The 20,808-nt window shown below is 52.1% G+C and carries 16 protein-coding genes and 3 rRNA genes; 11 read left to right on the top strand and 8 right to left on the bottom strand.

Going from position 1 to position 20,808, the window contains the following annotated elements; genetic code table 11:
• Window positions 1-36: 36 nt before the first annotated feature.
• The 7 genes from tkt (at window position 37) to REH51_RS09295 (ending at window position 7,034) form a co-directional block, all read left to right on the top strand.
• Entirely contained in the window at window positions 37-2,028 is a 1,992-nt protein-coding gene (gene tkt, locus REH51_RS09325) for a transketolase (protein ID WP_498935506.1), read from the top strand.
• Between the two features lie 33 nt (window positions 2,029-2,061).
• Window positions 2,062-2,415, top strand: coding sequence for a CidA/LrgA family protein (locus tag REH51_RS09320; protein WP_009725011.1), 354 nt, complete (start codon window positions 2,062-2,064; stop codon window positions 2,413-2,415).
• The gene (locus REH51_RS09315) at window positions 2,405-3,124 is read left to right on the top strand and encodes an LrgB family protein (RefSeq protein ID WP_498935504.1); all 720 of its coding nucleotides are present in this window, start codon (window positions 2,405-2,407) and stop codon (window positions 3,122-3,124) included. Before REH51_RS09320 ends, REH51_RS09315 begins: the two co-directional genes overlap by 11 nt.
• A gap of 61 nt (window positions 3,125-3,185) precedes the next feature.
• Window positions 3,186-4,229, top strand: coding sequence for a type I glyceraldehyde-3-phosphate dehydrogenase (locus REH51_RS09310; RefSeq protein WP_498935502.1), 1,044 nt, complete (start codon window positions 3,186-3,188; stop codon window positions 4,227-4,229).
• Window positions 4,230-4,277: 48 nt separating this feature from the next.
• Complete coding sequence (locus tag REH51_RS09305; protein ID WP_009725014.1) at window positions 4,278-5,447, top strand: phosphoglycerate kinase; 1,170 nt, start codon at window positions 4,278-4,280, stop codon at window positions 5,445-5,447.
• A gap of 65 nt (window positions 5,448-5,512) precedes the next feature.
• Window positions 5,513-6,577, top strand: coding sequence for a class II fructose-bisphosphate aldolase (gene fba, locus REH51_RS09300; protein WP_498935500.1), 1,065 nt, complete (start codon window positions 5,513-5,515; stop codon window positions 6,575-6,577).
• 118 nt (window positions 6,578-6,695) lie between these two features.
• Complete coding sequence (locus REH51_RS09295) at window positions 6,696-7,034, top strand: hypothetical protein (RefSeq protein ID WP_498935499.1); 339 nt, start codon at window positions 6,696-6,698, stop codon at window positions 7,032-7,034.
• A 5-nt stretch (window positions 7,035-7,039) separates the two neighbouring features.
• Here the strand turns inward: REH51_RS09295 and REH51_RS09290 are convergent, their stop codons facing one another.
• Window positions 7,040-7,363, bottom strand: a complete 324-nt coding sequence (locus REH51_RS09290) for a hypothetical protein (RefSeq protein WP_009725017.1) — start codon at window positions 7,361-7,363, stop codon at window positions 7,040-7,042.
• Window positions 7,364-7,612: 249 nt separating this feature from the next.
• Between REH51_RS09290 and REH51_RS09285 the strand changes: the two genes are divergently transcribed.
• Genes REH51_RS09285 through REH51_RS09275 form a run of 3 tightly spaced genes read left to right on the top strand, consistent with a single transcriptional unit; the run spans window position 7,613 to window position 9,655 of the window.
• Window positions 7,613-8,311, top strand: coding sequence for an HAD family hydrolase (locus REH51_RS09285; RefSeq protein ID WP_009725018.1), 699 nt, complete (start codon window positions 7,613-7,615; stop codon window positions 8,309-8,311).
• Between the two features lie 2 nt (window positions 8,312-8,313).
• A complete protein-coding gene (locus REH51_RS09280; RefSeq protein WP_009725019.1) occupies window positions 8,314-8,688 on the top strand; it encodes a translation initiation factor Sui1 in 375 nt (124 codons plus the stop codon).
• Window positions 8,689-8,746: 58 nt separating this feature from the next.
• Window positions 8,747-9,655 carry a nuclease-related domain-containing protein gene (locus tag REH51_RS09275; RefSeq protein WP_009725020.1) on the top strand — a complete coding sequence of 303 codons (909 nt, stop codon included), beginning with the start codon at window positions 8,747-8,749 and terminating at the stop codon, window positions 9,653-9,655.
• Between the two features lie 4 nt (window positions 9,656-9,659).
• Here the strand turns inward: REH51_RS09275 and REH51_RS09270 are convergent, their stop codons facing one another.
• The 5 genes from REH51_RS09270 to REH51_RS09250 form a co-directional block, all read right to left on the bottom strand.
• Window positions 9,660-11,003 carry a deoxyguanosinetriphosphate triphosphohydrolase gene (locus REH51_RS09270; RefSeq protein ID WP_009725021.1) on the bottom strand — a complete coding sequence of 448 codons (1,344 nt, stop codon included), beginning with the start codon at window positions 11,001-11,003 and terminating at the stop codon, window positions 9,660-9,662.
• A gap of 128 nt (window positions 11,004-11,131) precedes the next feature.
• Window positions 11,132-12,667: a methyltransferase regulatory domain-containing protein gene (locus tag REH51_RS09265; protein WP_498935497.1), complete on the bottom strand. Its 1,536-nt coding sequence runs from the start codon at window positions 12,665-12,667 to the stop codon at window positions 11,132-11,134.
• Between the two features lie 410 nt (window positions 12,668-13,077).
• Window positions 13,078-13,193 (bottom strand): 5S ribosomal RNA (gene rrf / locus REH51_RS09260).
• A gap of 144 nt (window positions 13,194-13,337) precedes the next feature.
• Window positions 13,338-16,230, bottom strand: a 23S ribosomal RNA gene (locus REH51_RS09255).
• A 320-nt stretch (window positions 16,231-16,550) separates the two neighbouring features.
• Window positions 16,551-18,083: ribosomal RNA gene (locus REH51_RS09250) — 16S ribosomal RNA — on the bottom strand.
• Together the 16S, 23S and 5S rRNA genes form the textbook arrangement of a ribosomal RNA operon.
• Window positions 18,084-18,712: 629 nt before the next feature.
• Here REH51_RS09250 and pyrB point away from each other — a divergent pair.
• Window positions 18,713-19,738: an aspartate carbamoyltransferase gene (gene pyrB / locus REH51_RS09245; protein ID WP_498935495.1), complete on the top strand. Its 1,026-nt coding sequence runs from the start codon at window positions 18,713-18,715 to the stop codon at window positions 19,736-19,738.
• 15 nt (window positions 19,739-19,753) lie between these two features.
• On the opposite strand, the gene ruvX is transcribed toward pyrB, so the two are convergent.
• A complete protein-coding gene (gene ruvX, locus REH51_RS09240; RefSeq protein ID WP_009723385.1) occupies window positions 19,754-20,209 on the bottom strand; it encodes a Holliday junction resolvase RuvX in 456 nt (151 codons plus the stop codon).
• Window positions 20,210-20,221: 12 nt separating this feature from the next.
• Complete coding sequence (locus REH51_RS09235) at window positions 20,222-20,779, bottom strand: YqgE/AlgH family protein (protein ID WP_009723384.1); 558 nt, start codon at window positions 20,777-20,779, stop codon at window positions 20,222-20,224.
• Between the last annotated feature and the right edge of the window lie 29 nt (window positions 20,780-20,808).

Here is a 20,808-nt window from a genome sequence, read left to right as displayed (position 1 = left end):
CTTTATTATTTCTGTTTTCAGGCGAGGAGCACCCCCATGCCGTCCCGTTTTGAGCTGGCCAATGCCATTCGCGCCCTTTCCATGGATGCTGTTCAGAAGGCCAAATCTGGTCACCCTGGCGCCCCCATGGGCATGGCTGATATTGCCGAGGTGCTGTGGAATGACTACCTCAAGCACAACCCCGAAGACCCCAAGTGGGCCGATCGAGATCGGTTCGTGTTGTCTAATGGCCACGGCTCAATGCTGCTCTATTCACTGCTGCACCTTAGCGGCTATGAATTAAGCCTGGAACAGCTGCAGAACTTCCGCCAGCTGCATTCACCCACGGCTGGCCACCCGGAATTTGGCTACGCCCCGGGCATCGAAACCACCACTGGCCCGTTAGGCCAAGGTTTCGCCAACGCTGTTGGCTTTGCAATTGCTGAAAAAACGCTGGCAGCGCAGTTTAATCGCCCTGGCCACACCATTGTTGATCACCATACGTGGTGTTTCCTGGGTGACGGCTGCTTAATGGAAGGCATCTCCCATGAAGCCGCGTCGCTGGCGGGTACTCAGCAACTAGGCAAGCTGATTGCCCTGTATGACGACAACGGCATCTCTATTGATGGTGAGGTTGAAGGATGGTTTACCGACGACACCGCCAAGCGCTTTGAAGCGTACGGCTGGCACGTGGTGCCGAACGTCGACGGCCATAAGCCGGAAGAGATCAAAGCAGCCATTGAATTAGCCAAGAGCCACGACGATAAGCCTAGTCTGATTATCTGCAAAACGATCATTGGCTTTGGCGCACCTAACAAACAGGGCAAAGAAGAGGCTCACGGCGCACCATTAGGTGACGACGAAGTGGCCCTCGCCCGTAAGCAGCTCGGCTGGGAGCACGCACCGTTCCATATCCCCGAGCCCGTTTATTCTGCTTGGGATGCTCGTAACGCTGGCAAAACCCGCCAGCAGGAGTGGAATGCCCGCTTCGCCCGTTATGCCGAAGCATTCCCAGCCGAAGCCAAAGAGTTTGAGCGCCGCATGAAGGCCCAGCTACCGGCAGAACTTTCAACTGCCGCTCTCATTGAGCAGGCCCAAGAGAAAGGTGAAAGCATTGCCTCTCGCAAGGCCTCTTTTGAAGCGTTGAATGTTATCGGTCCGCAAATGCCCGAGCTGCTCGGCGGTAGCGCTGATCTCGCGCCATCCAACTTGACCTTCTGGAAGGGCGCCAAAGCGATCACACCAGAAGATGCTAGCGGCAACTACCTGCACTATGGGGTACGTGAGTTCGGCATGGGCGCGGTGATGAATGGTATTGCCTTACACGGCGGCTTTGTTCCTTATGGGGCAACCTTCCTGATTTTCATGGAATATATGCGTAACGCCGTGCGTATGGCAGCGCTGATGGGACAGCAAGCCATTTACGTGTTTACCCATGACTCTATCGGTCTGGGCGAAGATGGCCCCACTCACCAGCCGATTGAGCAACTTACCAGCCTACGCACAACGCCTAACCTGAACACATGGCGCCCTTGTGATGCAGTTGAAACAGCAGCTTCCTGGGATGCCGCTGTGAAACGCCACTCCGGCCCCACAGCGCTAGTACTCTCGCGCCAGAACCTACCTCACCAGCAACGCACCAAGGCACAATTAGCTGCCATTCAGTGCGGTGGTTACATTTTGAAAGACAGCGACGGCACGCCGGAGCTGATCTTGATTGCTACCGGCTCTGAAGTGTCGCTTGCCATGGACGCAGCAGCAGAATTGGAACAGCAGGGTAAAGCGGTGCGCGTGGTCTCCATGCCATCGACCTACCGTTTTAATGGCCAGGACGCGGAATATCGTGAAAGCGTACTGCCTAAGGCAGTCACTAAACGGATTGCGATCGAAGCGGGTCATGCCGACTACTGGTACAAGTACGTTGGCCTAGATGGTCGCGTTATTGGCATGACCACGTATGGCGAATCTGCACCGGCTGGCGAACTGTTCAAACATTTCGGCTTTACGGTTGAAAATATTGTTAAACAGGCTAATGAGCTACTGGGCTAACGCCACGCAGGCTGATCTAGCCCGGGATATTCCATGCCCGCGCTAAATGGCCTGCTATGGCTAATTAGCTATTGGTTAATCGGAGAAGTGGTGATCCACTTCTCCGGCCTGCCTTTTTCTTCGGGGGTGGTTGGCATGCTGTTGCTATGTGCCACCCTTGCTGTTCTAGGGCGCGTGCCTGCAAGTTTAGCGGCCGCAGCCCAGCCGTTGATCGCGCTTCTGGCCATGCTCATTATGCCAGGCGTCGTCGGTGTGTTTTTTATTCTGGATGAGCTTGCGGGTCAGTGGTTCGCTATACTCACTGCGCTATTGCTAGGGACGTTATTAAGCGTGATTACCACGTTATGGTTATTACAACGGCTAATTGGGCGCTCAGATGCCCACTGACGTATTATCCACCCTACCAGCCACACCGCTGTTTGCCGTAGGACTGACGCTTGCGGCCTATTTGCTTGGCAGCTTGCTCTTTAAGCGCTTGAGCAACCCGTCTTGGCTACCCGCTATTTTAATCGCTGCATTGCTATTAGCAGCGACGCTCGTCGCGATAGGGTTACCTTATGCGACCTACCACCAAGGGGCTTCGTGGCTCACCATTTTGTTAGGTCCGGCTACTGTTGCCTTAGGCATGCCACTCTATCAACAGCTGCCGCGCATTCGTGAGCTGTGGCAGCCGCTGACACTTTGTCTGCCGATCGCCGCCACACTGGCTGCCTGTTACGCACTGGGCATCGCCTGGTTGATGGGCACTAGCCCTACTATTTTAGCGTCGCTTGCCGCCAAGTCGGTTACCGCGCCTATCGCCATCGGTATTACCGAACAGCTCGGCGGCAACGTTGCGTTACTGATGGGGGCACTGCTAGTAACAGGTGTGGTTGCCATTCCCTTCGTGAGTGTCGCTGCTCGACTACTGAAGATTAACGATGAGCGCATTGTCGGTTTTGCACTGGGTCTAAATGGCCATGCCATCGGCACTGTGCGAGCATTTGAACTGAGCCCAACGGCTGGCGCGTTTGCCTCGCTGGGCATGAGCTTAACCGGTATTTTTACCGCGCTGCTGCTGCCTCTCGCTTGGCGACTAACCGGCATGGGCAACTGAAAAACATTCTCAGCTGAAATACGCTATCATCGAGCAACTTTTTTGAGAGCCGCTTCGCGACATGGCTAACGCAAACTCGACATATCGAATTGCCATTAATGGTTACGGGCGCATTGGCCAATGCGTGTTAAGAGCGCTAGTTGAACGCAACCACCCAGAAATTGAAGTGGTCGCCATCAATGAGCTGTCTGATCTTGCGACGATTACCTACCTTACTCGCTACGATACGACCCATGGCCGTTTTCCTGGCGAGGTAGACAATGACGGTGAACGTCTCCTTATCAATGGTCAGCGTATTCAGGTTCTTTGCGAGCCTGACCCGCAGGCCCTGCCCTGGGCGGCACTGGACATTGATTTAGTTCTGGAGTGCTCTGGTAGTTTCAAGGACCGTGTGACGGCTGAGCAGCATTTAACCGCTGGCGCTAAGCGGCTACTGTTTTCTCAGCCCGCTGAAAGCGATGTGGATAAGACCATTGTGTGGGGCATCAACGAGCATGAGCTCACCCTCTCCCACCGCATTCTCTCAGCAGCCTCATGCACCACCAACTGCCTCGTCCCATTACTCACCGTACTGGACGAAGCACTGGGGCTTGAGCACGGCGTTACCACCACCATCCACTCGGCAATGAACGCCCAGCCAGTCATTGATGCCTATCATCAAACAGATCTACGTCTGACACGCTCTGCCATGCAGTCAATTGTCCCCGTAGATACGGGGCTGGCCGTCGGAATCAGCCGCTTGATGCCTAGCCTAGCCGGTCGTTTTGAATGCCTGCACGTGCGCGTACCAACCATTAATGTCTCTGCAATGGATGCCGCATTGACTGTGCGCCGTGATACCAGCGCCGAGCAGGTTAACGAATTACTACGAGGTGCCAGCCAGCAGCGCTTAGCCAGCGTATTAGGCTATACCGAAGCTCCCATGGCATCGATAGATTTTAATCATGATCCACGCTCTGGCATCCTAGACGCCACGCAAACACGGGTCGCAGGGACACGCTTAATTAAGCTGCTGTGTTGGTTTGACAATGAATGGGGCTTTGCCAATCGTATGCTGGATATCACTCAACGGCTGGCATCGCTTTCTACAAGCAACGCTCGCTAGGCCTGCACCATGTCTTTTCATCTGCTTGAACACGAGGAAACCGCTCACATGAACGTGCAAAAAATGACCGACCTGCCCCTGGAAGGGCAGCGCGTGCTGATTCGTGAAGATCTTAACGTACCGATCAAACATGGCCGTGTTTCCAGTGACGCTCGTCTTCGCGCGGCGCTGCCAACCATTCAGGCAGCAGCTCAAGCAGGTGCGAAAGTGATGCTAATGAGCCACTTAGGTCGTCCTACTGAGGGTGAACCTGCTGAAGAATTTTCACTCGCGCCCGTCGCAGAACGCTTAGGCGAGTTGCTTGACCGCCCTGTCACACTTGTCAGCAACTATCTCGATACAGCGCCAACGTTGGCTAACGGCGATGTTGTACTGTTAGAAAACGTGCGCTTTAACATCGGCGAGAAAAAAGACGACGAACAGCTTTCCAAGCAATATGCAGCCCTATGCGACGTGTTTGTAATGGATGCCTTTGGCACCGCTCACCGCGCACAAGCCTCTACTCACGGTGTAGCGCGCTTTGCAGCGCAGGCGTGTGCGGGTCCGCTGCTTGCTCAAGAGCTTGATGCGCTTGAAAAAGCGTTGGCAAACCCGGCGCGGCCTATGACGGCGATTGTAGGCGGTTCTAAAGTATCCACCAAGTTAGACGTACTCACTGCCCTTTCCGACAGGTGCGACCAACTGATTGTTGGTGGAGGCATCGCCAACACGTTTATCGCGGCGGCAGGCTATAATGTTGGCAAATCGCTTTACGAAGCAGATTTAATCGGCCAAGCAAAAGCACTCATGGAGAAAGTTGCCATTCCGCTACCAACTGACGTCGTCGTCGCCACTGAGTTTTCTGAATCCGCTGAAGCTGTCGTCAAGCCGGTTGATCAAGTCGCTGATAACGAAATGATTTTGGATATCGGCCCAGACACGGCTAGCCACTTAGCCAGCTTGCTGAAAAGTGCGGGCACTATTTTGTGGAACGGCCCTGTTGGCGTATTTGAAATTGATCAGTTTGGCAAAGGAACTGAAGTACTTTCCCAAGCTATTGCCGACAGCAGCGCTTTCTCAATTGCTGGGGGTGGTGATACGTTAGCAGCGATTGATAAATACGCCATTGCTGACCGCGTTTCCTATATTTCCACCGGCGGTGGCGCATTTCTTGAGTACGTTGAGGGCAAGCAGCTGCCTGCCGTCGCCGCACTCGAAGCTGCCGCACAGCGCGGTTAAATCTTAAATCGAAACGGCACGCTTACTGCATCCGTACACACAGACAACCCAAATAAGGTGACCCCATGGCTTTGATCAGCATGCGCCAAATGCTCGACCACGCGGCCGAATATGGCTACGGTATCCCGGCATTCAACGTTAATAACCTTGAGCAGATGCGCGCCATCATGGAAGCTGCTGACGCCACCGACTCTCCGGTTATCGTGCAAGCCTCTGCTGGCGCGCGTAAATACGCCGGTGCCCCCTTCCTGCGCCACCTGATCTTGGCCGCAGTGGAAGAATTCCCACATATTCCAGTCGTGATGCATCAGGATCACGGCACTAGCCCTGCCGTTTGCCAACGCTCCATCCAACTCGGCTTCTCCTCGGTAATGATGGACGGCTCTTTGGGTGAAGACGGCAAAACACCGATGGACTATGACTACAACGTCAATGTCACTCGTCGTGCAGTAGAAATGGCTCATGCCTGCGGTGTTTCCGTGGAAGGCGAACTCGGCTGTCTGGGCAGCTTAGAGACGGGAATGGCTGGCGAAGAAGACGGCATCGGTGCCGAGGGCAAGCTGGATATGGAACAGATGCTCACCGACCCTGAAGAAGCCGCTGAATTTGTCAAAGCGACCCATGTAGATGCGCTGGCTATCGCCATTGGTACCAGCCACGGGGCTTATAAATTTACGAAGCCACCCACTGGCGACACACTATCGATCCAACGCATTAAAGAGATCCACGCACGCATTCCCGACACTCATTTGGTGATGCACGGTTCATCATCCGTGCCACAGGAGTGGCTGGAAGTGATTAACCAGTATGGCGGTCAAATCCCGGAAACTTACGGAGTGCCAGTCGAAGAGATCATCGAAGGCATCAAACACGGTGTCCGTAAAGTGAACATCGACACCGATTTACGCCTCGCTTCTACTGGTGCAGTCCGCCGCTTTATGGCCCAGAACCCTTCCGAGTTCGACCCGCGTAAATTCCTTAAAGAAACCGTACCCGCCATGCGTGATCTGTGTATCGCACGCTATGAAGCCTTCGGCACTGCTGGTAATGCGAGCAAAATCAAACCCGTCAACCTAGAAGTAATGTTCCAGCGCTACGAGCGCGGCGAGCTGGCACCGAAAGTGAAGTAATCTTCTTACAGCAGCGTTCCCGTAAGGCGACCTAATGGTCGCCTTATTTTATTGCAACGCAGCATATATATGCTAATACTAACGGGTGCATTCATTATTCTCTCAACAGGTAGCCCCTATGAAGTACTCTTCTACATCGGCAGCGCCGTTGGCCATGTTTGATATGTGGAAAGCGGGGGTTATGGCGCTCGAACTGTGGAGCTCATCGCTGTCCACCATCGCTATGCGCCAACAGATGTGGCAAACACAGCCGTTTTTCAGTCCCTCCATGATGCGCGAAAACCAGCGTATGGTGACCGAAAAAATGGAGGCCAGCATTGAGGCTGGCCTTGTTATGCAGAAAACGTTATTGAACGCGATGAACGGTCACTATGCTCCCTGGTGGATCACCAGCCAAAAGACCATGAAACCCTATCATCGTCGTAGTAGCGCTAATTCGCGACGCTTATCACGCTAAAAGCACTACTCGTTATCGTCGTTGCTCTGCTCATCCTCACCGCTTTCGACTGCATCTTCGGCACTACCGGTCCCCCCCGTGCCTCCCTCAGTGTCTTTTTCATTATCACTATTGTTACTTTCAGCGTCGCTGGTTTCCTCCGCGCCGTTGGAAGCAGACTCATCCCGCTGAAGTGCTCCAGCCTTGATACCGTATTTCTCTTCTAGTGCCGCATCGTCTAATGCGTCATGTTGCGTATCATCTGAATCGGACGTTTCGGCTAGCGTTTGTCCTGCCATCAGCAGGGATGTACAAAAAGCAATTGAAAACACCCAGGGTATAAATCGCATCGAGGCTCTCCTTTTTTGTGATTATCACAGCTTAGTCTAAACACGTCCCGGCATCAGTGCTGTTGCTTTAAAAAGCCATTCCTACCCTCAACAATGGGATCATCACTCAGTCATTCATCAGGGCAACTTGATAGAAACCCATAAAAAATTATCAAACAGTGTTCACAAAGAGCAAAAAATCTCGTTCAATAGCAGTATGGTCGGCTTAAACTAACACGGGCAGCGTGTAAGACGCTGCAAGGAATGACAATGCCGCTTCCACTTTTGCTGTTTGACTGTGATGGCACCCTCGTCGATAGCGAGCCACTTCTGGCTGAAGAAATGGCTGTCGGTCTAAATTCGGTGGGCTTACCTTTTAAATCCACTGATTATCTCGGAGAGTTTCGGGGCGCCCGCTTTCGACGAATTGTGGCAGAATTACAGCAGCGCTATGGTAATGTTGATGAAGATCAATTAGCTAGCATGGAACACACGATGCGAACCAGCCTAGCAAATCGGTTAACAAGCGAGCTGAAGGCGATTCCTGGTGCGCATGAATCTCTTGAAGTACTGCAGAATTATCCAAGCGCGGTTGTATCCAATGGCCCAGAAAGTAAAATTCATACAGCTTTACAAGCGACTGGCCTAGCCGCTTACTTTGGTAAGCGTTTGTTCAGCGGCTATACCGCTAACTGCTGGAAACCAGAGCCCTGTCTTCATCTTCATGCAGCTAGTATCATGGGGTTTGCAGCAAGTGACTGTATTGCCATCGATGACGCACTCGTTGGCGTTAGAGCAGCTCTGCAAGCAGGTATGACCGTCATTCACTTGAACCGCTATCCAGATGCTGAAACTACGCCTGAAGGCGCTATTATGATCAGCAACATGTACCAGCTGCCCCCAGTCGTTGAGCGCCTTACCCATGAAAAGTGGCAGATGCCAGTGCCTCAACATTCAATAGAGAAATAAGTATGGCTTCATTACGTGACCAGCTCGGCGGCCTAGTGTATTCAACAGAACAAGGCAAGACTTGCCCAAGCTGCCGCGAGTCTATCGACCACTGCCGCTGCGAAGATACCAGCGAGCAAGCACGTATCGCTGATTTAGACGGAATTGTACGGATCCGGCGTGAAACAAGTGGCCGCAAGGGGAAAGGAGTTACCACCATTAGCGGTATACCGATTCCCAATGCGGAGTTGAAAACGCTTGCTAAATCATTGAAGAAACGCTGTGGCACCGGTGGTGCAGTAAAGGATGGCATTATCGAGATTCAGGGAGATCACCGGGAAACGCTGCAGCAAGCATTAACATCGTTAGGCTACCAAGTTAAATTAGCAGGTGGCTGACACACCTCTGTGATAGCGCTCTGCCTGGAGGCAAAGCGCTAAAGGGCAAGGCATTGCAATGAATTGGTTAGAATACCTGCTACCACTCATTTTCCTGTTTCCCATGGCGGCCATGGGTGGCATTGTCTTGGCACTGCGTAGCCTCCACGATGCGCGCGTTCAGTCTCCCTTTAACGCTCCTTTACGTGAACCAGGTCAAGCCCTGCGTCATCGTCTCGACCAAGCGTTTTCTAGCCTGTTTTTAAACGGTGCGCTCGGCCCCATTATTAGCCTTGCCCCACTCGTGTACGGCATGGGGCGTATGTTGTTTGTGGAAAAGCAAGACTGGGTGGAGTGGGCACTATATGGCCTACTCAGCACGCTGTTAGTGCTTGCTTTTTCACTGCTACTTGTCCGCGATTATCAGCGTATCCGCCGACTTAAACTTGGTTTAGCTTGCGAGCTAGCCGTAGGTCAAGAACTGGAACGCATGGTGAGGCCAGAAGCCCACCCCTATTATGTGTTTCACGACGTTCCCACCGATAGCTTTACGATTGACCATGTGGTCGTCACACCACACGGTGTCTTTGTGGTGGAAACGCGTGCACGAGCATTAGCGATTGGAAGCGATGGGAAAGAGCTTAATAACGTAGCCGTTGAACGTGAGCGGCTGCGTTTTCCTCACTGGCAGGAGCGCCGCCCTCTTCATAAAACACGTCAGGGTGTCAGTTGGTTGACTCAATGGCTTGAGCGTCGCTGCGGCATCCCTGTACCTGTGCGAGGCGTATTGGTTTTACCGGGGTGGAAAGTTGATACTAGCGAAGCGGCTCCCGATATATTAGTCGTTAGCGGTGAACAACTCGCACGTCAGTTAACCGAGCTCACCCCCGGCCAGATGAGCGATGCTATTCACGATAAAGTGATCCATATACTCATTGAGCGTGCACGACTTATGGAACTTAAGCACCTCCGTCAGCCCTCCGTATAAAAGGCTAATTACCTCGCAAGCGCCCGCCCATTTCTTGCGCAAGATCGACAGCGTAGTGATCGGTCATTCCACCAATAAAATCCAGCATACGCCGATAACTATCGTAGAGCGTCCAGGACTGCAATGGCGTATTTTCACCGATCAACGCTAGTACGCGCTGGTGCTTAAATGAGCTATGTCCTGTGTGGTGCAATTCGTTGGCAGCACCAATAAATGCTTCTAATAAAATCCCCAGCGTTGTATAGGCACCAATTTCCAGTTTGGCTTTGCGCTCATTTTGGAAAATGCGCTCACGGGCTAACTGCTTTGCCGCTTGAACACCCCATCCCAGGTCAGGATGACACAACTCTAACAAGTCCTGGCCTAACGTGCCGCTGAGCAACGCTTGCTCATGCTGCACAAAGACAGCCCCCACATCATTAACCGCGCGTTCCATAGCGGCACCGCGCAGTAACGCAATTCGGCGTCGCTGAGACACTTTCCGCCTCTCCATCTCAGCGTACTCTGGAGGGAATTCACCCGCTATCTGACGCAGTATCTCAACTACCTCCTCATAGCGAAGAATGCCCATCTCCAAGCCATCTTCTAAATCGAGCAGGGCATAGCAGATATCGTCAGCCGCTTCGACAAGCCAAGCAAGTGGGTGACGGCACCAGCGCTGCTCTCCTTGGGGAAGTAGCCCAACAGCATCAGCTACTTCTTGCAACAGCGCCTGTTCAGACTGGTAGCAACCAAACTTACCAGCGCGCCCGCTGTATCGTACTGTCCAGGGGTATTTAAGCAAGGTGCCTAACGTAGCGGCAGATAACCGCATGCCACCATTAAACTGGTTATACTCAATTTGTGTAATAACACGAAAGCCTTGGGCATTACCTTCGTACGTTAGTAAGTCATCACGTTCTGCATCAGACAAGCCATCTAGCAAACCACTTTTTTGAGCACGCCGAAACCAATCGCGAATCGCATATTCACCGGCATGGCCAAAGGGGGGGTTGCCAATATCATGTCCTAAGCATGCCGTCTGGACAATCACCCCTAAATCAGCGGGTGTGATCCAACTAGGCAGGCGATCTTTTAGTAACTCGCCCACAATCATACCTAACGAGCGACCAACGCAGCCGACTTCCAGTGAATGGGTCAAACGTGTATGGATATGATCATTTTCAGTCAGCGGATGAACCTGCGTTTTCCGACCCAAGCGCCGGAAGGAGCCCGAAAAAACGATACGATCATGATCTTTATGAAAAGGGCTTCGCCCTATTTCATGAGTTGCTTCACGCACACTGCCAGGGCGTTTATCGTGAAGACGTTGAGGGGATAATAACTGGTCCCATTGCATCTGTGTCATAGCGTTCCTCCGTGAGAGCAACATTTTGACATAAATCTAAGCAAGATAACCGTCTTCAACCAGAAGACATGTGTGCAGCGGCCACCTTCGCTGCACACATGTTAAATAACAGTGATACGTTCCACTGATTAGATAATTTTTAACGCTCGGTAGAGTGGCAACCGCTCGTCTGTAAAGACGCTAGCCTGGCGTTCAAGCTCAGCTAGGTTTTCATTTTCGTCTGAAATCGGCTTACCATCTTTCAGTAAGCATTTGTTTTGAGACGCCAAAATACGCCACGCGAAAGCGGCTAACGCTTTAGCATCATTTTCTCCCTCTAAGGTGGCAAGAAGGAAAAACTGATGGAAGAGCGAGACGGCCATGCCACCTCCCGTTACGGGGCTTGCGAGATAACTCAACTCAGTCGTACTTCTTGACTGACTCATTAAAAAGCGATTGAGTCGATCAGTCTTGGGCGCTGCTTTGGAAATATCATCGTCGGATTGGGCAGGCAAAATAATGCCCTTGGCTGCAAGTATAGCGATCGCACTGTTCATTGCAGAGCGCTCCACCCCACTCTCTTTTGCAACTTTCCAAAGCTCTGATACAAAGACAGGTTGGTAGGATGAAAGCACATCAAGCAGCGGCGTATAAATTTTACTAGGCAAGTCAAAGTTACCCAGTCGCCCTGCAATTTTCAGCTGCACATCTTTATGTGGCACTCCCATAATCACACGGAGGCCATCTAACATTTCATCTTGATCAAGCCTACTCAGGCGTCGCGCCCCTTTCACCCAGTAGTCGGTGCGAAATTGGCGATTCTCACAAAAATCACGCACCGATTGGCGAAATAGAGGGTTGGGAATATTATTAATTAGGGTCTGTTGCTCATTAGTTAGCTGAATACTTTCAATGGCATCTGCGTATCGCGCACTGCAAGCCCAGTCCATCTTTGCAGGCTCTAACCAGCGGGCCATTTTAGCAAATGCCATCGGCTCCCAGTCGCGGGTAAAGTATTCATGGGCCACGTAATTTTTATTATCTTGTTTAATTTTCGCTAAGCGATTCTTAATCTGAGGATTAGCGTTGCAGTACTCTGGATTCACCGCAACCAACTCTTCAGCAAAAGCAATGGCATCATCGATACGTGAAATAGTGCCTGCACCTTGCGCGCTCATGCTATCAGCATACTCTGCTAGCAAGTCGCGCATTGGCACCATCGCTGCCCAACCCGGCTGAGTGTTATAGCTGATATATAACACACCTCCCACTTTCAATTTTCTCCGGATGAAATCAACGATTACTGCACGGTTTTCATCCGAAATCCAACTCCAAATCCCGTGAAGGCCGATATAGTCGAACTCAGGTAGATCATCACGCTGGCAAAATTCATCAAACGCATCGTCATATAGCTTTGCATTAGCACCGCTTATAGATGTTAACTCCTGAGCGAATGCCGCTTGATGGGGGTTAAAATCAGTCCCGTACCAGTTTATTTGTGAGGCAGCCGCATGAATGTTAGTGCTGATGCCCTGACCAAACCCCAGCTCACAGGCATTAATAACGTTTGGCGGCCGAATACCGGCATTAATAAACCCTAGCGCAATTCGCAAAGGATTAAGCTCAGCGTAATATCCATAAGTATAACTAATATCCGCTACGTATCCAGACGTCCAATCCGACATAACACCTGCTCCTAAGCGATGGCGTATTATTCAATTTTTAAGCGAAGTCACCTACCACCAGAGCCTGAGAAACAGATAGAAAATACGAGTATCGCCCTTCTATCTCTGACCTATACTCAGTGACATAAACCCTGAGACAAGCGCTGTTGTTAGAATCTTGATAGTGAAGTATTTGTTCCATTGGGTCTACTGAAGAGATAGCGGGAAGTTTGAAGGATTGTTACGCAATCACTATCTATATCATTGAATAAGTTCGTAAACGTTTTGCTACCTGTTAAGTGACTTTCTTCCACGCATAAAAAAATCCCCAAAGGCGCAAGCCCTGGGGGATTTTGCAAACAGTTCATAACCAATAGCTCAACAACAAAAAACCCCAGCTTCATTGGAAGCTGGGGGTTTTCTTAATAAGTGCCTGACGATGACCTACTCTCGCATGGGGAGACCCCACACTACCATCGGCGCTAAGCGGTTTCACTTCTGAGTTCGGCAAGGGATCAGGTGGTTCACGCGTGCTATGGTCGTCAGGCGTAACTTTTAATGCATATCATGCTGAACATGTCACTGATGTTTTGTGGCGTCTCTTTCGTCTCACGCCCTCCGTGTGTCACGTTGGGCTTGAGTCGCGTATCCGGTTTTCGTTATCACTGCGACCAGACCCCTTGGGTGTTATAGGGTCAAGCCTCACGGGCCATTAGTACACGTTAGCTCAACGCCTTGCAGCGCTTCCACACCGTGCCTATCAACCAGCTGGTCTCGCTGGGCCCTTCAGGAGGCTCTAGGCCTCAGGGATGTCTCATCTTGAAGGGGGCTTCCCGCTTAGATGCTTTCAGCGGTTATCCCGTCCGCACATAGCTACCCGGCAATGCCACTGGCGTGACAACCGGAACACCAGAGGTGCGTCCACTCCGGTCCTCTCGTACTAGGAGCAGCCCTTCTCAAACATCCAACGCCCACGGCAGATAGGGACCGAACTGTCTCACGACGTTCTAAACCCAGCTCGCGTACCACTTTAAATGGCGAACAGCCATACCCTTGGGACCGACTTCAGCCCCAGGATGTGATGAGCCGACATCGAGGTGCCAAACACCGCCGTCGATGTGAACTCTTGGGCGGTATCAGCCTGTTATCCCCGGAGTACCTTTTATCCGTTGAGCGATGGCCCTTCCATACAGAACCACCGGATCACTAGAACCTGCTTTCGCACCTGCTCGACGTGTCTGTCTCGCAGTCAAGCACCCTTATGCTCTTGCACTCACTGCACGATGTCCGACCGTGCTGAGGGTACCTTCGTGCTCCTCCGTTACTCTTTGGGAGGAGACCGCCCCAGTCAAACTACCCACCACACACTGTCCTCGATCCGGATAACGGACCTGAGTGAGAACGCCAATGATGCCAGGCTGGTATTTCAAGGTTGGCTCCCCTCGAACTAGCGTCCGAGATTCAAAGCCTCCCAGCTATCCTACACAGGCAACATCAGCGTCCAGTGTGAAGCTATAGTAAAGGTTCACGGGGTCTTTCCGTCTAGCCGCGGGTACACCGCATCTTCACGGCGATTTCAATTTCACTGAGTCTCGGGTGGAGACAGCGTGGCCATCATTACGCCATTCGTGCAGGTCGGAACTTACCCGACAAGGAATTTCGCTACCTTAGGACCGTTATAGTTACGGCCGCCGTTTACCGGGGCTTCAATCAAGAGCTTCGCCTTGCGGCTAACACCATCATTTAACCTTCCGGCACCGGGCAGGCGTCACACCCTATACGTCCGCTTGCGCGTTAGCAGAGTGCTGTGTTTTTACTAAACAGTTGCAGCCACCTGGTATCTTCGACCGGTTCGGGCTCTGAGAGCAAGTCTCGTCACCCTACGCCGGCGTGCCTTCTCCCGAAGTTACGGCACCATTTTGCCTAGTTCCTTCACCCGAGTTCTCTCAAGCGCCTTGGGATTCTCACCCTGACCACCTGTGTCGGTTTGGGGTACGGTCGCACATGATCTGAAGCTTAGAGGCTTTTCCTGGAAGCGTGGCATCAATGACTTCCTGACCGTGGTCAGTTCGTTTCGTGTCTCGGCCTTAGAGCATCCCGGATTTACCTAAGATGCAAGCCTACTCACTTTCACCAGGACAACCAACGCCTGGCTCACCTAGCCTTCTCCGTCCCCCATCGCAATCATGTCCGGTACAGGAATATTGACCTGTTTCCCATCGACTACGCCTTTCGGCCTCGCCTTAGGGGCCGACTCACTCTGCTCCGATTAGCGTCGAACAGAAACCCTTGGTCTTCCGGCGAGGGAGTTTTTCACTCCCTTTATCGTTACTCATGTCAGCATTCGCACTCGTGATACCTCCAGCGAACTTCTCAATTCACCTTCATCGGCTTACACGACGCTCCTCTACCGCTCACACCTAAGTGTGAACCCGTAGCTTCGGTACCTGGTTTAGCCCCGTTACATCTTCCGCGCAGGCCGACTCGACTAGTGAGCTATTACGCTTTCTTTAAAGGATGGCTGCTTCTAAGCCAACCTCCTAGCTGTCTGAGCCTTCCCACATCGTTTCCCACTTAACCAGGATTTCGGGACCTTAGCTGACGGTCTGGGTTGTTTCCCTTTTCACGACGGACGTTAGCACCCGCCGTGTGTCTCCCACGCTCGCACTCACCGGTATTCGGAGTTTGCCTCGGGTTGGTAAGTCGGGATGACCCCCTAGCCGAAACAGTGCTCTACCCCCGGCGGTGATACGTGAGGCGCTACCTAAATAGCTTTCGAGGAGAACCAGCTATCTCCGAGCTTGATTAGCCTTTCACTCCGATCCACAAGTCATCCAAATCTTTTTCAACAGATCCTGGTTCGGGCCTCCAGTTGATGTTACTCAACCTTCACCCTGCTCATGGATAGATCGCTCGGTTTCGGGTCTATATCCAGCGACTGTGTCGCCCAGTTAAGACTCGGTTTCCCTACGGCTCCCCTAAACGGTTAACCTCGCCACTGAATATAAGTCGCTGACCCATTATACAAAAGGTACGCAGTCACAGAACAAGTCTGCTCCTACTGCTTGTACGCACACGGTTTCAGGATCTATTTCACTCCCCTCTCCGGGGTTCTTTTCGCCTTTCCCTCACGGTACTGGTTCACTATCGGTCAGCCAGGAGTATTTAGCCTTGGAGGATGGTCCCCCCGTCTTCAGTCAAGGTTTCTCGTGCCCCGACCTACTCGATTTCACATGATCAGATTTTCGACTACGGGGCTATCACCCGCTACGGCTGAGCTTCCCAGCTCATTCGCCTAATCAGTCACATGCTTAAGGGCTGGTCCCCGTTCGCTCGCCGCTACTAGGGGAATCTCGGTTGATTTCTTTTCCTCAGGGTACTTAGATGTTTCAGTTCCCCTGGTTCGCCTCTTACGCCTATATATTCAGCGCAAGATACTCATCTTATGATGAGTGGGTTTCCCCATTCAGAAATGCCCGGGTCACAGGTTGTTTGCCACCTCGCCGAGCCTTATCGCAGGCTTCCACGTCTTTCATCGCCTCTGGCTGCCTAGGCATCCACCGTGTGCGCTTCATTGCTTGACCCTATAACCCGAAGGAGTCTGGTGTCTCGCAATGATAACGATTGCCGGATACGCTTGAGACGTATCACAAAACAATTACGTATAAACACTTCAAAGAAGCGTTTATGTCAGCATGATATACATTGTTAAAGAGCGACTGCTATGCGCAGTGATAAGCGGTTGCTTTTTTCACATTAAAAGGAAAAGAAAGGTCTTTAAAGAAGATCTTAAAAAAGCTCTTTTCTCTTTTTCACTATGAAGAAAACGCTTATCACTGCGTATCAACAGCATTCTGATCAGGTAATTCATTGTGAGCGCTTACCGCGAGGATGATGCATCGTTTAAGGAGGTGATCCAGCCGCAGGTTCCCCTACGGCTACCTTGTTACGACTTCACCCCAGTCATGAACCACACCGTGGTGATCGCCCTCTTGCGTTAGGCTAACCACTTCTGGTGCAGTCCACTCCCATGGTGTGACGGGCGGTGTGTACAAGGCCCGGGAACGTATTCACCGTGACATTCTGATTCACGATTACTAGCGATTCCGACTTCACGGAGTCGAGTTGCAGACTCCGATCCGGACTGAGACCGGCTTTTCGGGATTAGCTGACTCTCGCGAGCTCGCAACCCTTTGTACCGGCCATTGTAGCACGTGTGTAGCCCTACTCGTAAGGGCCATGATGACTTGACGTCGTCCCCACCTTCCTCCGGTTTGTCACCGGCAGTCTCCTTAGAGTTCCCGGCATTACCCGCTGGCAAATAAGGACAAGGGTTGCGCTCGTTACGGGACTTAACCCAACATTTCACAACACGAGCTGACGACAGCCATGCAGCACCTGTCTCTGCGTTCCCGAAGGCACCAAGTGATCTCTCACAAGTTCGCAGGATGTCAAGAGTAGGTAAGGTTCTTCGCGTTGCATCGAATTAAACCACATGCTCCACCGCTTGTGCGGGCCCCCGTCAATTCATTTGAGTTTTAACCTTGCGGCCGTACTCCCCAGGCGGTCGACTTATCGCGTTAACTTCGCCACAAAGTGCGCTAGGCACCCAACGGCTGGTCGACATCGTTTACGGCGTGGACTACCAGGGTATCTAATCCTGTTTGCTACCCACGCTTTCGCACCTCAGTGTCAGTGTCAGTCCAGAAGGCCGCCTTCGCCACTGGTATTCCTCCCGATCTCTACGCATTTCACCGCTACACCGGGAATTCTACCTTCCTCTCCTGCACTCTAGCTTGACAGTTCCGGATGCCGTTCCCAGGTTGAGCCCGGGGCTTTCACAACCGGCTTATCAAGCCACCTACGCGCGCTTTACGCCCAGTAATTCCGATTAACGCTTGCACCCTCCGTATTACCGCGGCTGCTGGCACGGAGTTAGCCGGTGCTTCTTCTGCGAGTGATGTCTTTCCTAATGGGTATTAACCACTAGGCGTTCTTCCTCGCTGAAAGTGCTTTACAACCCGAAGGCCTTCTTCACACACGCGGCATGGCTGGATCAGGGTTGCCCCCATTGTCCAATATTCCCCACTGCTGCCTCCCGTAGGAGTTCGGGCCGTGTCTCAGTCCCGATGTGGCTGATCATCCTCTCAGACCAGCTACGGATCGTTGCCTTGGTGAGCCATTACCTCACCAACTAGCTAATCCGACATAGGCTCATCCAATAGCGGGAGCCGGAGCCCCCTTTCTCCCGTAGGACGTATGCGGTATTAGCCTGGGTTTCCCCAGGTTATCCCCCACTACCGGGCAGATTCCTATGCATTACTCACCCGTCCGCCGCTCGTCAGCGGGTAGCAAGCTACCCCTGTTACCGCTCGACTTGCATGTGTTAGGCCTGCCGCCAGCGTTCAATCTGAGCCATGATCAAACTCTTCAGTTTAAAATCATTGTGATGCTTACATGTCACTCGAAAGTCACATAAGTGCATCAAACTTGGCTCAAGGTTCAAACGAATTCATTTCAATTTACATTGTCATGACCGCTTGCCTTGATATTTGGTGATTTATCACCCTCATCGGCAAGCGCCCACATGAATTACCTGATCAAATTGTTAAAGAGCTGTTTTCGCTGGATAAAACTGGCTAACCGTTGAACTGGTTTGCCTCAGCGAGGAAGGCGTATTCTACGCATTTCCTGGTGTTTGTCAATCACTGTTTTGAGTGAGTGAAGCGAGTGAGCGAAGAAAGCGAGATAACGATGCTTTCTGGCGTGGCTCGTTTCAAAAAGGGGTGGAAGACATCGAAGCATGTTGCTGCTGAGTTCTTCTAACTCTCTGACAAACCGAAGGTTTTCACCTTCAATCACCGCTGGTAACGCTGTGCGTCCCCGGCAGCGGATGCGTACTTTACGGATTCGCTGCCGTCTTGGCAAGGGCTATTTATAGATAAATGCAAAAAAGTTTTAAGGCAAACCGATTTGTGTTTGAAAGCGCTTCGACGGCACTCCATTGACGGTTACACTTACTCAAGCTTTATAGCACCCAACGCCCACTTCATTTTGAGGTCCGTGATGAGCCAGCACCTATTAACTGTCGATTCATTACAGCGCGAAAGCGTTGACCACCTTCTACGCGTTGCGGCGCGTATGGAACCCATCGCCAGTCGCCGCCAAGTTACTCGGGTGCTGGAAGGTGCTGTGCTTGGTAATTTATTCTTTGAAGCAAGTACACGCACACGCGTGAGCTTCAATGCCGCGTTTTGCCGCTTAGGAGGAAGCGTGTGTGACACCACCGGCTTTACCTTCTCTTCTATGGCCAAGGGTGAGTCGCTGTACGATACCAGCCGAGTGATGAGTGGTTATTGCGATGCGATTGTCATGCGCCATCCGGATCAAGGATCAGTAGCCGAGTTCGCACCCGCCACTAACGTGCCGGTAATTAACGGCGGGGATGGTCCTGGTGAACATCCAAGCCAAGCACTGCTTGATCTCTATACGATTGATAAAGAGTTTCAGCGATTAGGTAAATCGCTCCGCGGCGCGCATATTCTGCTGACCGGTGATTTGAAATATGGCCGCACCGTGCATTCACTGATCAAGTTACTGTCTCTCTATGATCCGCTGCGCATCACCCTAGTATCACCACCGGGGCTGGAAATGCCAACCACACTAGTTGACCTAGTAACGTCTCGCGGCCACCGCGTCGAACAACGCGACTCACTGGCCAGCGACTTCTCAGATCTAGACGTGGTTTACACCACACGTATCCAGAAAGAGCGCTTTACCGATGAAATGAACGAGAGCTTTCAGGGGCTTTCTGATGACTTTATGGTTAATCGTGACTTTCTGGATCAGCGCTGCAGCCAGAGCACAATTGTCATGCACCCACTGCCCCGTGATAGCCGCCCAGGCGCTAATGACCTAAACGTGAATCTTAACGGTGACCCACGTTTGGCGATTTTCCGCCAAACTGATAACGGGATACCGATGCGTATGGCCATTTTTGCCACGCTATTAAAGGTAGATGAACTGATTGAGAAAGACCTGAGACCAGTGCGCTGGTTTGTGCCATCTCAAACCGGCACTCTAGACCGTTAAGTCATTACATCGGGTTTAATGGGCGATCCGCCCACCAGGAAGTCCTTCTTGGTGGGCAAACCAACCTTCTAGGATAAGCACAGCAGCTATGCCATCGACACTTTCTTCTCGATAGTTACCACGATGGCCTGCAGCATGAGCGATCTGCTTCGCTTCGCGAGTAGAGCCACGCTCGTCAACCATTTCACAGGGCTTGCCATAGCGCCCGTGCAGGCGATTACCGAACTTGCGTGACCTCGCGCTCATCGCCGATTCAGTACCATCCATATTCAGCGGCAGGCCAACCACAAACAAGTCAGGCTGCCACTCCTCTACTAACCGTGTAACAACGTTCCAGTCAGGAATGCCGTCGCGAGCGGTTAGCGGCGTTAGCTCGCGTGCACTATTCAGCAACTCGTTACCTACCGCGACGCCAATACGCCGAGTACCAAAATCAAATGCGAGTATTAGCCGTTGCCCATTATCAGCCATGAAACTCAACCATCATGCATGCCCCGCGTTGCGGGTCATCAAGTTTAGATCAACGCCAAGTATGCCAGCGGCAGCGGTTAGACGCTCGGCAGGAGGAGTGTTAAACAGTACGCTGCCTTGGCCTTCGACGGTCAACCACGCATTCTCTTTTAGCTCGTCTTCTAATTGCCCAACGTCCCAGCCAGCGCAACCTAGGCACACCAGAAAATCCTCGGGGCCGGTATCGTCGGCAAGCGCCTGAAGAATATCCATCGAGGTGGTTAACGCAATACCGTCCTCTACCTGAACACTGGAGTCCCACTCTTGGCTATCACCGATATGCAAAATGAAGCCACGATCCTTATGCATAGGGCCGCCGTAATAGACGGGGGCGTTACGGTGTGGACTGTCATCGCCCCCCAGCGATAGCTGTTCAAAGAGGGCATCAAGGGTGATTTCAAGCGGCCGATTGGCGATGACACCCATGCAGCCATTGTGATCATGGTCGCAAAGGTAGATCAGGCTACCGGCGAAATTAGGGTCTTCCAAGTGAGGCATAGCCATCAAAAAATGATGCTTAAAGCTTTGCATGCGTCTCCTACGGCTCCCTGAACACTCAG

The organism is Halomonas bluephagenesis (assembly GCF_054790765.1).
This window is presented reverse-complemented; position numbering and strand designations above follow the sequence as displayed.

Excerpts from the sequence above, each read along its gene's own strand:
- REH51_RS09295 (WP_498935499.1), top strand. The coding sequence starts at position 6,696 with ATGAAGTACTCTTCTACATCGGCAGCGCCGTTGGCCATGTTTGATATG.
- REH51_RS09265 (WP_498935497.1), bottom strand. The coding sequence starts at position 12,667 with ATGTCGGATTGGACGTCTGGATACGTAGCGGATATTAGTTATACTTAT.
- REH51_RS09275 (WP_009725020.1), top strand. The coding sequence starts at position 8,747 with ATGAATTGGTTAGAATACCTGCTACCACTCATTTTCCTGTTTCCCATG.
- REH51_RS09305 (WP_009725014.1), top strand. The coding sequence starts at position 4,278 with ATGAACGTGCAAAAAATGACCGACCTGCCCCTGGAAGGGCAGCGCGTG.
- fba (WP_498935500.1), top strand. The coding sequence starts at position 5,513 with ATGGCTTTGATCAGCATGCGCCAAATGCTCGACCACGCGGCCGAATAT.
- REH51_RS09285 (WP_009725018.1), top strand. The coding sequence starts at position 7,613 with ATGCCGCTTCCACTTTTGCTGTTTGACTGTGATGGCACCCTCGTCGAT.
- REH51_RS09270 (WP_009725021.1), bottom strand. The coding sequence starts at position 11,003 with ATGACACAGATGCAATGGGACCAGTTATTATCCCCTCAACGTCTTCAC.
- REH51_RS09320 (WP_009725011.1), top strand. The coding sequence starts at position 2,062 with ATGCCCGCGCTAAATGGCCTGCTATGGCTAATTAGCTATTGGTTAATC.
- REH51_RS09235 (WP_009723384.1), bottom strand. The coding sequence starts at position 20,779 with ATGCAAAGCTTTAAGCATCATTTTTTGATGGCTATGCCTCACTTGGAA.
- REH51_RS09310 (WP_498935502.1), top strand. The coding sequence starts at position 3,186 with ATGGCTAACGCAAACTCGACATATCGAATTGCCATTAATGGTTACGGG.
- REH51_RS09315 (WP_498935504.1), top strand. The coding sequence starts at position 2,405 with ATGCCCACTGACGTATTATCCACCCTACCAGCCACACCGCTGTTTGCC.
- REH51_RS09280 (WP_009725019.1), top strand. The coding sequence starts at position 8,314 with ATGGCTTCATTACGTGACCAGCTCGGCGGCCTAGTGTATTCAACAGAA.
- tkt (WP_498935506.1), top strand. The coding sequence starts at position 37 with ATGCCGTCCCGTTTTGAGCTGGCCAATGCCATTCGCGCCCTTTCCATG.
- ruvX (WP_009723385.1), bottom strand. The coding sequence starts at position 20,209 with ATGGCTGATAATGGGCAACGGCTAATACTCGCATTTGATTTTGGTACT.
- pyrB (WP_498935495.1), top strand. The coding sequence starts at position 18,713 with ATGAGCCAGCACCTATTAACTGTCGATTCATTACAGCGCGAAAGCGTT.
- REH51_RS09290 (WP_009725017.1), bottom strand. The coding sequence starts at position 7,363 with ATGCGATTTATACCCTGGGTGTTTTCAATTGCTTTTTGTACATCCCTG.